The following is a 14,948-nucleotide window of genomic DNA, read 5'->3' on the forward strand; positions in this document are numbered from 1 at the left end:
TTAAGAAATTTCACACTAAACAAACTAATTAAAATGCCTTACTCCCACAGTAAGGCATTTTTTTTTACGACCTTACTTACCTATAATCAAAGCATTAAAAAAATTATCCATATTTAATCTAAATAAGATTTGTTAAACAAATATTAAATTTTACATTTGCACTATTCTTATCAAGTCTAAATAACAAACAAACTTAATTTCAATGAATAAACAAAATTATAGAACAAAATACCTTTTGGTTTTTGCCGTTTTTTTGATTTCAATAGCAACTTCTTTTGCTCAGAGCGGTACAATAAAAGGAACCATACAAACCAGTGATGATAAAGCTGCAGAAGGAGTTTCTGTTTCCGTTAAAGGAACAAACAAAACTACAATTGCGGATAACAACGGGGTATATGAAATTAAAAACGTTCCTGCAGGTACACAAACATTAGTGGTTACTTTAGTTGGTTATGATGATATTAAAGAAGAAGTTACTATTACTGCCGGTGAAGTTACTACTACAGATTTAAAACTAACTTTATCGAATACTGAGCTTAATCAGGTTGTCGTTTTGAGCAACAAGAGTGCTTCAAAAACCAACAGAATTTCATCATCACTTCGTTTGCAATCGCCTATTATCGAAATCCCGCAAAATATTCAGGTTGTTACTGCAAAATTGATGCAGGATCAACAAATTTTTGATATGCTTGAAGGTGCTACCAGAAACGTAAGTGGTGTTACAAGAGTAGAACACTGGGACAACTATGCCAACATTTTCATGAGAGGTAGCCGTGTAAATCCTTTTAGAAACGGTATGAATGTAAGCACAACCTGGGGACCATTGACAGAAGACATGAGTATGGTAGAACGTATCGAGTTCGTAAAAGGACCTGCAGGATTCATGTTATCAAACGGAAACGCAAGCGGACTGTACAATGTGGTAACTAAAAAACCAAGCGGACGTAACAAAGGAGAAGCTACTCTTACATTAGGAAGTTTTGATTTATACAGAGCTGCCCTTGATTTTGACGGAAAATTATCAAAAGACGGAAAACTATTATACCGTATTAATGTAATGGGACAGGCAAAAGGCAGTCACCGTCAATTTGATTACAATAACCGCTACTCTATAGCTCCAGTATTAAAATACCTTTTTGATGATAATACATCTCTTACATTAGAATATACACATCAATTTTCACAAGTAAACATGATTGGAACTAATTATGCTTTTTCTAAAAAAGGATATGCTGATCTGCCAAGAGACTTTACTACAGGAGAAGGCAATTTTGATCCAACAAACATGAATGACAGAAGTCTTCTTCTTATTCTTGATCACAAAATAAACGATAACTGGAAATTTACAGGACAAGGAGCTTATTTTCATTATACTCAGCAAGGTATGTCAATGTGGCCGGATGCAATTACAGGTCCTGATGAAAATATTATGACCAGACGTGTATACATATCAGAAGATTATGCTGTGGCTAAAACTGGGCAATTTTATGTAAATGGAGAAGAAAAAACCGGATCTGTTAACCACAAAATACTTGCTGGTATTGACTTAAGTGATAAAATCAATTATTATGACTGGAATCAAAGCGCCTTGCTTACTGATCTTGATATTTACAACCCTGTTTACGGGACTATGAATGCAAGTAATATGCCTGTTTTTGATACAAGCGTAGATATAAAAGTAAGAGGAGTTCAATATAAAAATGCTTACAATGCTTTTTATGTACAAGATGAACTTGGATTTCTTGACAACACACTTCGCCTGACACTTGCAGGTAGATATACTACTTTAAAAACAGCAAATGTATATTCCGGAGAATTCAAAGACAGTAAATTCACTCCTCGTTTAGGACTGAGCTGGTCAATTAATAAAAACACTTCTGTTTATGCTTTAAGAGACGAATCATTCAACGAAAATTACGGAACTGATTCTAGTGGTAAAAGCTTTGACCCTCAAACAGGCACAAACTATGAATTAGGATTTAAAAGAGACTGGATGAATGGAAAATGGAATTCAACATTTGCTCTTTACCAAATTGTCAATAACAATGTTCTTACACCAGATCCTAATAATATGCAATTTAGCATACAAAGCGGACAACAAAAAGTAAAAGGTTTTGAAGCAGATATCAGAGGTGAGATTTTAAAGAATCTTGATGTAGTAATTAATTATGCTTTTACCGAAGGTAAAATCACTAAAGATGAGAGTAATCCTGCATCTGTGGGCAGCCAATTATCCGGAACTTCAAAACATGTTCAGAATACCTGGTTAAATTACAAAATAGACAATGGTGCATTGAATGGCATAGGGTTCTCTTTAGGATACCAATATCAGGTAGACAGAAAACCTTGGTTTGCATCTAATGATGAAACGCAATTACCGGATTATTTCCGTCTGGATGGTGGTTTAACTTATACCAAAAACAAAATGACATATAATATCCTTGTAAATAACATATTAGATAAATATTTATTTTCTGGAGGATACTATACGTCCAACCAAACATATTACTGGCAATCAGAACCAGGAACAAACGTTCGTTTCTCTGTTTCTTATAAATTTTAATTAAAGACAGTAATTCATTTCACACTAAAACTCCTCATCTTATTGGGGAGTTTTATACATTAAATATTAATCTTAAATATAAAATTATGCAATCAAATAACTTTAAAAAAATAGCTTTTGCAGTTCTAATGCTTGTAGTAAGCCCTGCCCTCTTTGCCCACGCCTTATGGATCGAAACTAAAGCTACAGGTACAAAGGGCAAAGCTCAGGAAATATCCGTATTTTTTGGAGAATACGCAGATAATGACATTACTAAAGCCGATAAATGGTTTTCAGATTTAAAGGAATTTACCTTAATAGTGATTTCACCTTCAAAAAAAGAAACTAAACTAACGGCTAAAGCCCTTGAAAATAAATATCAGGCCTTTTTTACTCCTGATGAAGACGGGGTTTATACCATTGCCATGCACCATAAAGTAAAAGATGTGTACGGAACTATGGTTTTAGATTACAACTCAAGTGCTACCGTTACAGTTGGTATAGCTACTAAAGGAAACGAAGCTACTGCAAATTCAAATGTCATCAGCTTATTTTCTAAAGATGTAATTAATGCAAAACAAAAAAACAAAGTAACTGTAACTGCTTCTTACGATGGCAAGATTGCAAAGGAGCAGAAAATAAAGGTAATCGCACCAAATGGCTGGGAAAAAGAATTATGGAGTAATGAAAATGGTGAAGTCTCCTTTACTCCAATATGGTCTGGTAACTATATGGTAGAGTTTGCTTATACTGAAAAGACAGCAGGTGAACATAATGGCAAAAAATATGATGAAATCTGGAAAATGGCAACTTATCTAATTGCTGTAAAATAATTTATTTTTTACTTTAAATTCATTAAACCTTGCTCAAACAGCAAGGTTTTTTTGTAGTTATTTTTAACTAATTTAAATAAACTTAATTAAAATTTTAAGCAAATATTAAGCTATTTTTAATGTTATTTTAATAAATATAATTCTCTAAATATTTTGTTAAAGCATAAACGTGTCTTTATATTTGCAGAAAAAAATTATCTTTATTAAATCTAAATAAACAACATGAAGAATAAATTACTACTGGTTTTATCATTTGTAAGTTTTATTTCCTATAGCCAAAATATAAAAGAATCAGATACAGATAATGCTTCGGCAATTAATGATACTGTAAAAAACAAAAAAGGACAAATCCTTAATGAAGTTAAAATTACTGCCAATAAACCCAAAAAACCAATTTCAGCAGCTCGTTCAGGAATTAAAGTGATGGATTTGCCTCAGAGCGTTCAGATTATTGGAAACGAAGTTATCGAACAACAGCAGGCTATTCGTCTGAGTGATGTTATCAAGAATGCTAATGGTGTCTATGTTGGGTCTGCACGTGGTGGCGCACAGGAATCATTTTGGTCAAGAGGTTATTCAATGGATGCCAATAACATGTTTAAAAATGGTTTTCGTTATAATGCAGGTTCTATTCCAGATGTTACCGGTTTAGAAAAAGTAGAATTTTTAAAAGGCGGTTCAGCATTATTATATGGAAATGTTACACCTGGAGGAATTCTGAACTTAGTTACCAAAACTCCAAAGTTTACACAAGGTGGTGAGTTGTCTATACAAATGGGAAGCTATGCTTATTACAAACCGTCAATTGATATTTATGGACCTCTAAACCAATCCATTGCTTACCGTATAAATGCATCTTACGAAAATTCGGAGAGCTTTAGAGATTATGTAAAAAATGATCGTATTTATTTTAATCCTTCTCTTTTGTTTAATCTTTCTGAAAAAACTCAAATTACATTACAAGGAGATTACTTAAGTGCGGACTGGACACCTGATTTTGGAACCGGAATCGTTGGAAAAGAAATTTTGGATTTACCACGCAATCAATTTTTTGGAGCGCTATGGTCAACAGGAAACACAAAATCTTCAAGCGCATCGTTACTGTTTAACCATAACTTCAATGATAATTGGAAATTAGGATTCAATTCTTCTTTTCAAACATACAGAAGAACTCAAACGTCAACTGCACAATTATCGAACTTAGCCTATTCTACAAATAGCACAACGGGCGCAACAGAAGTTCTTTGGAAAAGAGGCTTAACAAAGGCTGATGCTGGAGAAAATATATTTGCAGACCAACTGAATCTTCAGGGTGTTTTTAATACCGGAAAAATCAAACATCAACTATTTACAGGGGCTGACTACGAATACTCAATGGCACCAAGCTATACTTTTGGTTTTTTTGATCCTGCAAAACCTGCTGATCTTGTAACAACAGAGGCAAAAGCCATAAATATCTTAAACTACGATTACAGCACTCAAAGCCTTAATGTACCTTACAGCAACAGAATAACCCAATTGGCTACAACAGAAACAAAACGTTTTGGAGTTTTTGCACAAGATTTAATTTCTATCACAGAACACGTCAAGTTTTTAGGAGGAATTCGTTGGTCATGGCAGGAAAGTCAGGTTACTACAACAAAAGAAGTAATTGAAAAAGAAATCGTAAACGGACAGCCTACTAATAAAAATATAATTAAAACTCCATATGAAAATGCAGCTCCTGTAACTGCCGCAAAGGTGCTAAACAGAGCTTTTTCTCCAAAAGCAGGTCTTGTTATACAGCCTAACAAAGACATGTCGCTGTTTGCCAGCTATTCTAACTCGTTTACACCAAATACAGGAACTACAGTTGATTTTAAACCATTAGATCCGTCTATCATTGATCAGTACGAAGTAGGTATCAAAAAAGACTTCTGGAAAGGGGATTTAAGTACCAACGTAACAGTTTATATGATTGAAAACAACAACTTAGCACAAACGGCCCAATATCAGGCAGATGGTGTTACTGAAAACGTAAATACAAATTTAAAAGAACTAGTTGGAGCTACAAAAGGTAAAGGAATTGAAATCGATGTTACTGCAAGACCTGTAGAAGGTTTAAACATTATAGCCGGATATAGTTTTAATGAAACTAAAGTTTCAAAATCATCCGGAACTAGCGGAAGTTTAGTTGTTGGTGATATTTTAGCAAGAACACCAAGACATACGGCAAATTTGAGCTTTTTCTACAAAATACATGATGGAGTTTTAAAAGGATTTTCTTTTGGTGCAATTGGAAGCTATATCGGAGACCGCACAGGAGGCTGGAATGATGATTACTTATGGACAGAAATTAAACCAGCACCTACTAACCCAAATGATCCAAAATACACAGTTACTATCAGAGATCGTGACATTCCATTAGAAGGTTACGTAACGGTCGATGCAACGGCAGGTTACGAATGGAAAAAAGTATCTCTATTATGTAAATTATCTAATCTTACAGATGAGTTAAACTATACAGTACACGAAAATTACAGTACAAACCCTATCGCTCCCCGTCAGGTAATGGTTAGCCTGAAATACAAATTATAACCTAAAATCAGGTTTTACCTTTACTAAAAAACTTTTTCTGCTTCTTTCATTTTTGAAAGACGGAAAAAGTTTTTCTTTTTAAAATAAAAAGTATTTTTGCCCGAAGAACCTCAATTATTATAAACCTTTTTATTTATTTAAACATGCCTAGTCCAGTTTCAGAATGTCTTTACTGTCAAAATAACGACACCTTACATCAGTTAATGATAAAAGTTTCAGACTTAAAAGTCTCGCAGCTTTTTCTTTTTAAAGAACAGTCTTATACAGGCCGTTTAAATGTAGTCTACAAAGATCACGCAGTTGAATTTTATGAACTAAGTGACGAACAACGTAATTTATTCATGGAGGATGTTGCTACAGTTGCAAAAGCTATTGCAAAAGCCTTTAATCCTGATAAAATCAATTATGGTGCATTTAGTGACACTTTATCACATTTGCACATGCATATCGTTCCGAAATACAAAGACGGTTACGGATTTGGAAGTGTTTTTGAAATGAATCCTCAAAAAACCTATTTATCTGATGCTGAATATGATGCTGTTATTGAAAAAATTAAAGCCAACTTGTAATTCTCAATAAAAGCAAGTATATAAAAAAGCTTTTTCTGCCTCTTTCAATTTTGAAATGCAGAAAAAGCTTTTATCATTATGATACTAATTGATTAAAGTTAAATAACCCCCATCTTTTGCATTAAGAAAGTAGCACTTTTGTTTTGACAAATTCCGTCACGAAGTTTGTAATCAAAATGTAAATCATTGTCTTTTATTTCGACTTCAAAACACTGATTGGTTAAAATGTCAGGATATTCATTTGTAGTCAGACAAACTTCAATATCATGCGTTGCAATAGCACCAATTGCATTTTTAGCAATCACCTTTTTGACTACTTCAATTGTTCCGTTTCGTTTGTCATCAGAGTTGGTTCCTCTTAAAATTTCATCCAGTAAAACAAAAGCCGGTTTTTCTTCCAACGCATCCATAATTTGCTTTAAAAGTTTGATTTCAGCAAAAAAATAGGATTCGCTATCTGCTAAAGAATCTGACAAACGCATTGAAACTAAAACTGGAAGTGGATGAATTTTGGCCTCTGAAGCACAGACTACTGAGCCTATTCCTCCTAAAACCATATTCACACCAAGACTCCTTAAAAAAGTACTTTTTCCGGACATATTAGAACCTGTTAAAATCATAAAAGATTCCGGATAAAAATGCGTATCATTCCCTACTCTGCTCAACGGATTTAATAATGGATGGCTTAGGTTTTTAAATCCGATTTTATATTCAGAATTAATTTCCGGAAACACAAAATCAGGATTATTATAAGCCATATTTGCCAGACTGCTTAAAGCTTCAAACTCACCAATCACATCAATCCATTTTTCTAGTTGATCCGCATGCTCTTCTTTCCATTTTAAAAGTGCTTTTAAAACATGAAGATTAAATAAAAATGAACCATTAAAGAGCGTAGCCGTCACAAGATTATTAATCGTATCCATTCTGGAAAACAATTCCGAAAGCTGTTTCAAATGCAAACTGGCAGATGTATTTTTAAAAACCAGCTGTTGCTGTAAGCTAATTAACTTTTTGGATTCAAATTTTTCTGATTCGATCTTCTCAACCAAAAGTCCATATTGTTTGATGATTTTATCAATATTATCCGCTTTGGCAATTTCAGACTGAATTTGTTTGAATGCCCTTCCTAAAACGATAAGATTTCCAATAAAAACATAAGTCAGATACGACAACAGAATTGTTTTTGAGGTAATAAAATAAGCTGTCAGAAAACCAAAAAACAATGCTGGCAAAACAAATGAAAGTATATCTAAAACTTTAGGTAAAGAATTATTTCTAAATGATTTCCAATACATTAAAGACTCATAAAAAACTTTACTGTCATGACTGACAACTCCAAGCGCATTCAATTCTTGGCGCCAATCTATTTTTGATGCAAGTTCTTTTACAGCTTCCTGATTTTCAAGAATAACTTCATTCGAATTCAATTTCAATAATTGATTTGCTAATGTTTTTTTTCCGATAAAAGTGGCCGTTCTGTTTAAATTCTGGAACAAAGAATGCTCTCCGAAGATATCCAGATCGTACGCATACGGATGATGAAAATCGTTAAATTCGAAGCCGTTTTCAAAAGTAAGCTTCTCTCTTTTCAGAAAAGAGATTTCATTTTTATTGATTTTTAAAAGAGCAGTTAAAAGCTGTTTATGAAAGGACAAACGCGAATGAATACGCATTAAAAAAATAAAACCAACAAAAAATAACAATGCACTTATTAAGTATAGAATCTCATCAGTTTTAATATAATAAAACATTAGAAACAAAAAACTAAAAATACTCAAAAGCCTTAAAAGACTGATGGTGTTAAATTTTTTATTGGTTTTATTTAATGACTCTGTATAATAGGAAACCCTGTTTTGATAATAGTCCATCTTTGCAATTTAGTTGAGCCACAAATATAGGTTTTACCATTACAATAATCATTTTTTATTGCTTTAGAAATTAATCTTCATGCATCACTAATACCGGAATAGAAACCTCTTTGGTGATTTTTTTGGTAAAACTGGAATCAAAAAGACTTTCAAAAAAAGATCTTTTGTGTGTAATAGTGGTCAGGATATCAATGTCTTTAAAAAGTATAAAATCGAGTATCGTTTCTTTGACATCATCACTTGGCAGCACCAAAAACTCTACATTTTCACCTGCAAACTCAGCCTCCCATTCTTTAATAGTTTGATGAGAAACATCAGAAACAGAGGTTTTGACATACAAGCTTCTAACTTTAGCATTCGTTTTCTTAGCAATTTTTAATACTTTTTTCAGTTCTTTTTTATCTTTTTCGCGATAACGGGTCGTAAAACCAATTACTTTTATTTTTTTGAATTTAGCATCTATCGGGACACACAATACCGGAACTTCAACACCTGAAATCACCGAATTAGTGTTTGAACCAGTAAAAAACTTCGTCCAGTCAGAAACTCCGTTTGTACCCATAATTACAAAATCTATCTGATCTTCTTCAACGGCATTTTTCAGATTATAAAGCAGATCACCATCCATCAGACGATGCCTGATTACGATTTCATCTAAATTGCGTTCTGCCGCAATAGCTCTTAACTTCGGGATTTCATCTTTAAAAACTTCAAATTTGGCTAATTCAATAGAACTGTAAATCGCAGCGTAATTTTCTGGAAAAAACTGACTATCATAGACCGGAATTTCAAAAGTGTGCAGCAAAATAAGTTCGCCGTTGACAATTTTTGCAAATTCTAAAGCATGAACAAATGCATTTGTAGCCGCTTCAGAAAAATCGGTTGGGAATAATATCTTTTTCATCATTACATTTTTTAGATTAACTACATAAAGTTAGTGAATCACAGTTAGATGTTCCCTGATAATTATCAGTTTTAGAAAAATTTAACCCAAATGAGTATTTTAAAAAATGGCTGCAAATAAAAAAGCTTTAGAAAATTTGTTGCCAAACTCCCTAAAGCTTTATACACAAGCCTATAAAATTGTTTATTTTTTCACAAACTTGAAAGATTTATACCCTAAACGAGCAGTATAGACTCCTGTTGTAAAATGAGAAATATTAATTTTTTCATCCGCATTTGTATTTCCTGTTTTAACTACCTTACCATCAATACTGATGATTTGATACTCAGATGAATCTTCTAAATTTGAAAAACTAATAAAATCAGAAGTTGGATTAGGGTATAAAGCCACTTTTGGAGATTTTTCAAAATCCTGTGTTGCCAAACTGTTCAAATTTGCTTTGTACAACAAATAAGTAGTGGTAGTTCCATTATAATAATCTCCAAAAAAATACAGGTTATTGTTTCCATCAGCAATCATTTCACCAATATCCGGATTATTTCCATTAAAATCAAATCCACTTACAGCCAATGATGCTGTGGGAGTAGCAGAATTCAAATCAATTCTCTTAATCACTTGCGGACTACTATCTCTATTTAGATATATATAATTGTTATAAATTTCTCCTTTGTAAAAAAAATCTCCAGGCGCATCATTATAATAAGCAATAGCAGCAGTAGGTGTTCCAGTTGTTACATCAAGTTTCAAAATATTTGTTGCTCCGTTGACTTCGGCACCAGACCACTCAGTAACATACAAAAAATTGTCCTTAAACTCAAAATCATCTATACTGTAAAATTGGTTATTCAACACTGTTTTAATAGGCGCTCCGGATAAATTAATCAACGAAATCTGCATATTGATTAAATCTTCGTTACTATCTATAAAAGCTTCAGAAACATACACATTTGTTCCATTTGCATCTATCTCTATCGGATACATAAGTCCTGAATAAAGATCCACTACCGTCGGGTTAGCTAAAGATGCATTAATTTTAGAAAGTTTACCTGACCCTGGAGCTATTACGGCATTGTTTCTTTGCAAAAAGTAAAGTTCGTTGCCCACTACTTTTAATCCTGTCGGATAAGTAAGACCTGTAACAACATCCACTACCGGACTGTTCGGAGCAGAAAGACTCACTTTGACTATTTTTCCAGCCGAAGTAATAGAAATATACAATTCATTATTGTAAATTTCCATATCCATGCCATCAGCAAACTGGACCCCATTCGATAAATTATTATGAAACAAGGTCGGTGTTACCTGTGCCTGTCCACAAAATAAATTTAGTAATAAAACTGCAATAAGAGTAATTTTTAATTTCATAAGCTTTTATTTTTTAATTGTTTCTACAAAAATAATTTTTTTTTTGTTTGTAATAAGCATCATATTAATAATCACTTGAATCTTATATAAAATAATAAAACTCACAAAGTCACAAGCCTTTCAAAAACTTTGTACCTTTGCATCCTTGCAACTTACAACATGATAAATCCAGATTCTATAGTCGCTTTGGCTACTCCATCCGGAGCAGGAGCTATTGCCATAATTCGTATTTCAGGTACTGAAGCTATTTCCATTGGAAATTCAGTTTTTAAATCCATAAAGAATAAAGATTTAACCAAGCAAAAAACACATACGCTTCATTTAGGCCATATTGTGGATAACGAAAAAACGCTTGATGAAGTTTTGGTATCTGTTTTTAAAGGACCAAATTCGTATACGGGTGAAGATACTATCGAAATTTCCTGCCATGGATCAACTTATATCCAACAGCAAATTATTCAGTTATTGTTGCGAAAAGGATGCCGAATGGCTGATGCTGGAGAATTTACGCTAAGAGCCTTCCTGAACGGAAAACTGGATTTATCGCAGGCAGAAGCCGTAGCGGATCTGATTTCGTCTGACAATGAAGCTTCACACCAAATTGCGATGCAACAGATGCGTGGCGGTTTTAGTAATGAAATTGCTAAATTACGTGAAGAACTTTTAAACTTTGCTTCCTTAATTGAACTGGAACTTGATTTTGCAGAAGAAGACGTAGAATTTGCAGACCGTACACAATTTTATGAGTTACTAAACCGAATTGAGTTTGTTCTAAAACGTTTAATCGATTCATTTGCTGTCGGTAATGTGATAAAAAACGGTATTCCGGTAGCAATTGTGGGAGAGCCAAATGTTGGAAAATCAACTTTGCTAAACGCCTTACTTAATGAAGAACGCGCAATAGTATCTGACATTGCCGGAACCACTCGCGATACGATTGAAGACGAATTGGTGATTGGCGGTGTTGGTTTCAGGTTTATAGATACAGCGGGAATACGTGAAACAAAAGACGTGGTTGAAAGCATCGGAATCAAAAAAACTTTCGAAAAAATAGATCAGGCGCAGGTTGTTATCTTTTTGTTTGATGGTTTAAAATTCAAAGCCGCCAGTTCAGAGTTTGTTTCTGAAATAGAACAGATTAAAAACAAATATCCTTTAAAACCATTAATTATAATTGTAAATAAAAAGGATATTCTTTCTGAAGAAGAAGCTTTTAATATCACTCATAAACTCCAAAGTTTAAACGCCAAACTTTTATTAATATCGGCAAAACACAAAATTGGCGTTGAAGAGTTGAAGAATGAATTGTTGTCATTTGTAAATACAGGAGCTTTAAGAAACAACGAAACTATCATCACAAATACAAGACATTACGATTCATTGCTTAAAGCTTTAGACGAAATACAAAAAGTAAAATTTGGCCTTGAAACAAATCTCTCAAGTGACTTAATTGCACTGGATATTAAAGAAGCCTTGTATCAATTCGGGCTCATCACAGGTCAGGTCAGCAACGACGAATTGCTTGGAAATATCTTTGCAAACTTCTGCATCGGAAAATAGCAGGACAAAGCATCACAAAATAAAAACAAACAAACGAGTTAAAATATTGATAATTAATATTTTAACTCGTTTTTTTACTGTCGTTTTCTTTTTGATATTAGGTGATGTTTTGATTAAATTTGTACCGTTTTTGTACCTCGAAAACACGAGGTACAAAAAATATTTTTTTTTGGCCAAATTATGGCACTCAGAGACACACATAGTCACATTCTATGAGTTCAAATATTAAGATTTATTGGTTCTTCAAAATTTTTATGCTTCCTGCAATGCATTTTTAACAAATCAACAACAACCTGTATTCACCTTCATTTTCAATTGGTGCTCTATGAATACAAGGCAATACTTGTTGTTTTGGATGATCTACTGCAAGACGCCAAAGATGCATCAACCCTAAATTAATTGGTTTTACATTCGGATGTATCTGATAATGTAAATCAAAGTAATTCTCCTTCAAAAAATCATCAAATTCTTCCTCTGTTCCATTATGCAGTTCTTTTAGTTTTGCACGGATTTCCGGTATCAAAATTTTTTGCTCTGCCTGCGAATTAGAAATAATATCACTTGCTGCTCCGTAATATGTACATAAAAAAGTATCTGTTGCAATAGGTGAACGATCAACATGAAATGAATATACATCGGTAGATATGAAATCAAATTCATCATCACGCTCATAACATTTCAATAAATTAAGTGATGGTGAAGCCCCGAAATCAGTTAGTAATTGTAAATCATTCAAAATAATTTCCCGTGCCCTAGAACCTTTTTCCGATAATTTGAGTCCGATTAAATCTTCAGGATAAACTTCTGTTATATTTTCTTTTAAAGACAACTTGCTTACAACTTCGTTAAAATCTCCATCCAAATCTCTATACCAGCATAGCGCATTTATTTCTCCTTCAAAATTGGTATTTACAAGCTCAGAGAAAGTAGAGACCAAACCTATTTGGTCACTGTCAGAAAATATATTACTCATGGTGTTTGTTGCTGCATTAGATTACAAAAATATACAATAGCTGGTACTTCGCCTGAATTAATGTTTCCTTAAAAAGAAAAAACTAACTCACACACGTTTGGCAAAATTGTTTTTAATACACTTTTTTTGTTTCGTTTTATTAAAAAAAACCGAATTGACGTTTTTGATTTCACTATCGGACTATTACTCTTCGAAAGTAGTTAGGCAAAACATCACACAATCTATCAAATCTGTAAATAATCAATTTTCATTTATTTGTATATTTGCCCATACCCTATTGTTATAATAAGCAAAACCAATAATGTTCGAGCTTTTACGCATAGATCCAAAAACTCTCTTTCTGCTTTATCTTTGGGGCAATTTTTTTACCTGCATCCTAATTTTCAGTTATTCCTTTTCGTATGCAACAGGCGATAACAAAAAAATTCTAAAATGGTTTGGACTGGGAAAATTATTACTTACAATTGCCTGGGTGCTGGCTATCCTGCGAAATGTTGCCAGTGATTTCATCTCAATTAACATTGCCAATTCCCTGATTTTCTGCGCATGTGGCTTCGAAACCTTGGCTATGTTAGCACTCCTCAGGAGCAAAGCCAGAAAATATTATTTGTTGCAAACAGGAATTACAATTGCTGTCATACTCATTTTTAATTTTGCAACTCTATTAAAGGCTACTACAAATATCCGGGTCATAATTAGTTCAATCGGAATATTTGCCATTTATCTGCCTGTTACAATCAGTTATTTTGTCGAAAAAAAGAAAAGTTTCTTTAAAACGTTTTATATCCTGTGCTATGCCGGATTTGAAATCCTAATCATAATACGAACTATTTACCGATACCTTCATCCTCAGGAACAAGTTTTTACCGATAATTTATTAGACTCTTTGTACTGTATTGGTTTATTCATGGTGAGTCTGATTGGAATCGTGGGATTATTATTATTAGTTAAAGAAAAACAAGATCATAAGATTCAAAAACTTTTAAACGATAAAAACCAGTTCTTTTCTATAATTGCCCATGATTTAAGAGGACCATTGGGTTCATCTGTTTCACTCTCTGAAGTCTTACTTGAAAATATAGATGAATACAATCGTGAAGAAATGAGGGAAATCTCAGAAACGCTGCACGATTCAAATAAAAACATCTACAAATTATTGGAGAACTTATTAGAATGGTCGCAGATGCAAACCGGAATGATCACATTTTCTCCAAAAAAAATACTACTGAACACTTTGATTGAGGAAAATATTGAACTTAGCAAAAATTCGGCATCAAATAAAAATATAAAAATTGTTTTTGAGGCTGCTTATTTTATTGAAGCCGAAGCAGACAAAAACATGATTGACACCATTTTGCGAAATTTACTGAGCAATGCAATTAAATTTACCGATAAAAACGGCGAAATTAAAATTAGACTTCAAAAAACAGATCAAAAAGCTGAAATATCAATCACAGATAACGGAATCGGGATTCCTGATAATATAAAAGAAACACTGTTTAAAATTAACCGAAAGTCCATACAAAAAGGAACTGAAAATGAATCAGGCAGCGGACTGGGATTATTACTTTGTAAGGAATTCGTAAACAAGCATAAGGGAAAAATATGGGTAGAAAGCGAATTAGGAAAAGGAAGTTCTTTTAAATTCGCTCTTCCTTTAACAAATTAATAATAAACACGTTATATGTTTTTGTTTTTTTTTTAAAAGATAAATTCATAAAACTGTTTCTGTTTTTATTAACACACAATACAAA

The 14,948-nt window shown here is 33.0% G+C and carries 10 protein-coding genes; 6 read left to right on the forward strand and 4 right to left on the reverse strand.

Annotated elements, in window-relative coordinates:
• The first annotated feature begins 202 nt into the window (after window positions 1–202).
• The 4 genes from AAEO57_RS15305 to AAEO57_RS15320 all read left to right on the forward strand — a co-directional run bounded on the left by AAEO57_RS15305 (window position 203) and on the right by AAEO57_RS15320 (window position 6,521).
• Window positions 203–2,563, forward strand: coding sequence for a TonB-dependent siderophore receptor (locus AAEO57_RS15305; protein ID WP_341693900.1), 2,361 nt, complete (start codon window positions 203–205; stop codon window positions 2,561–2,563).
• 86 nt (window positions 2,564–2,649) lie between these two features.
• Complete coding sequence (locus AAEO57_RS15310) at window positions 2,650–3,375, forward strand: hypothetical protein (protein WP_341693901.1); 726 nt, start codon at window positions 2,650–2,652, stop codon at window positions 3,373–3,375.
• A 222-nt stretch (window positions 3,376–3,597) separates the two neighbouring features.
• On the forward strand, window positions 3,598–5,952 hold the full coding sequence (locus tag AAEO57_RS15315) for a TonB-dependent siderophore receptor (RefSeq protein ID WP_341693902.1): 2,355 nt from the start codon (window positions 3,598–3,600) through the stop codon (window positions 5,950–5,952).
• A gap of 203 nt (window positions 5,953–6,155) precedes the next feature.
• Window positions 6,156–6,521: an HIT family protein gene (locus AAEO57_RS15320; RefSeq protein WP_341693903.1), complete on the forward strand. Its 366-nt coding sequence runs from the start codon at window positions 6,156–6,158 to the stop codon at window positions 6,519–6,521.
• Between the two features lie 98 nt (window positions 6,522–6,619).
• On the opposite strand, the gene AAEO57_RS15325 is transcribed toward AAEO57_RS15320, so the two are convergent.
• The 3 genes from AAEO57_RS15325 to AAEO57_RS15335 all read right to left on the reverse strand — a co-directional run bounded on the left by AAEO57_RS15325 (window position 6,620) and on the right by AAEO57_RS15335 (window position 10,661).
• Window positions 6,620–8,392, reverse strand: coding sequence for a MutS-related protein (locus tag AAEO57_RS15325; RefSeq protein WP_341693904.1), 1,773 nt, complete (start codon window positions 8,390–8,392; stop codon window positions 6,620–6,622).
• A 70-nt stretch (window positions 8,393–8,462) separates the two neighbouring features.
• Window positions 8,463–9,296, reverse strand: coding sequence for a universal stress protein (locus AAEO57_RS15330; protein WP_341693905.1), 834 nt, complete (start codon window positions 9,294–9,296; stop codon window positions 8,463–8,465).
• A 183-nt stretch (window positions 9,297–9,479) separates the two neighbouring features.
• Window positions 9,480–10,661: a T9SS type A sorting domain-containing protein gene (locus AAEO57_RS15335; protein ID WP_341693906.1), complete on the reverse strand. Its 1,182-nt coding sequence runs from the start codon at window positions 10,659–10,661 to the stop codon at window positions 9,480–9,482.
• 159 nt (window positions 10,662–10,820) lie between these two features.
• Here AAEO57_RS15335 and mnmE point away from each other — a divergent pair, with 159 nt between their 5' ends.
• On the forward strand, window positions 10,821–12,221 hold the full coding sequence (gene mnmE / locus AAEO57_RS15340; RefSeq protein WP_341693907.1) for a tRNA uridine-5-carboxymethylaminomethyl(34) synthesis GTPase MnmE: 1,401 nt from the start codon (window positions 10,821–10,823) through the stop codon (window positions 12,219–12,221).
• A gap of 274 nt (window positions 12,222–12,495) precedes the next feature.
• Here the strand turns inward: mnmE and AAEO57_RS15345 are convergent, their stop codons facing one another.
• Window positions 12,496–13,194 carry a DUF1826 domain-containing protein gene (locus AAEO57_RS15345; RefSeq protein ID WP_341693908.1) on the reverse strand — a complete coding sequence of 233 codons (699 nt, stop codon included), beginning with the start codon at window positions 13,192–13,194 and terminating at the stop codon, window positions 12,496–12,498.
• Window positions 13,195–13,495: 301 nt separating this feature from the next.
• Here AAEO57_RS15345 and AAEO57_RS15350 point away from each other — a divergent pair, with 301 nt between their 5' ends.
• Window positions 13,496–14,863, forward strand: a complete 1,368-nt coding sequence (locus AAEO57_RS15350) for a sensor histidine kinase (protein WP_341693909.1) — start codon at window positions 13,496–13,498, stop codon at window positions 14,861–14,863.
• The last annotated feature ends 85 nt before the right edge of the window (window positions 14,864–14,948 follow it).

Origin of the sequence: Flavobacterium calami, from assembly GCF_038290035.1 — a bacterium.
Lineage (GTDB): Bacteria > Bacteroidota > Bacteroidia > Flavobacteriales > Flavobacteriaceae > Flavobacterium > Flavobacterium calami.

Bases quoted from the DNA above. Each gene is read 5' to 3' on its own strand.
- AAEO57_RS15305 (WP_341693900.1), top strand. From the start codon at position 203: ATGAATAAACAAAATTATAGAACAAAATACCTTTTGGTTTTTGCCGTT.
- AAEO57_RS15310 (WP_341693901.1), top strand. From the start codon at position 2,650: ATGCAATCAAATAACTTTAAAAAAATAGCTTTTGCAGTTCTAATGCTT.
- AAEO57_RS15315 (WP_341693902.1), top strand. From the start codon at position 3,598: ATGAAGAATAAATTACTACTGGTTTTATCATTTGTAAGTTTTATTTCC.
- AAEO57_RS15320 (WP_341693903.1), top strand. From the start codon at position 6,156: ATGATAAAAGTTTCAGACTTAAAAGTCTCGCAGCTTTTTCTTTTTAAA.
- AAEO57_RS15325 (WP_341693904.1), bottom strand. From the start codon at position 8,392: ATGGACTATTATCAAAACAGGGTTTCCTATTATACAGAGTCATTAAAT.
- AAEO57_RS15330 (WP_341693905.1), bottom strand. From the start codon at position 9,296: ATGAAAAAGATATTATTCCCAACCGATTTTTCTGAAGCGGCTACAAAT.
- AAEO57_RS15335 (WP_341693906.1), bottom strand. From the start codon at position 10,661: ATGAAATTAAAAATTACTCTTATTGCAGTTTTATTACTAAATTTATTT.
- mnmE (WP_341693907.1), top strand. From the start codon at position 10,821: ATGATAAATCCAGATTCTATAGTCGCTTTGGCTACTCCATCCGGAGCA.
- AAEO57_RS15345 (WP_341693908.1), bottom strand. From the start codon at position 13,194: ATGAGTAATATATTTTCTGACAGTGACCAAATAGGTTTGGTCTCTACT.
- AAEO57_RS15350 (WP_341693909.1), top strand. From the start codon at position 13,496: ATGTTCGAGCTTTTACGCATAGATCCAAAAACTCTCTTTCTGCTTTAT.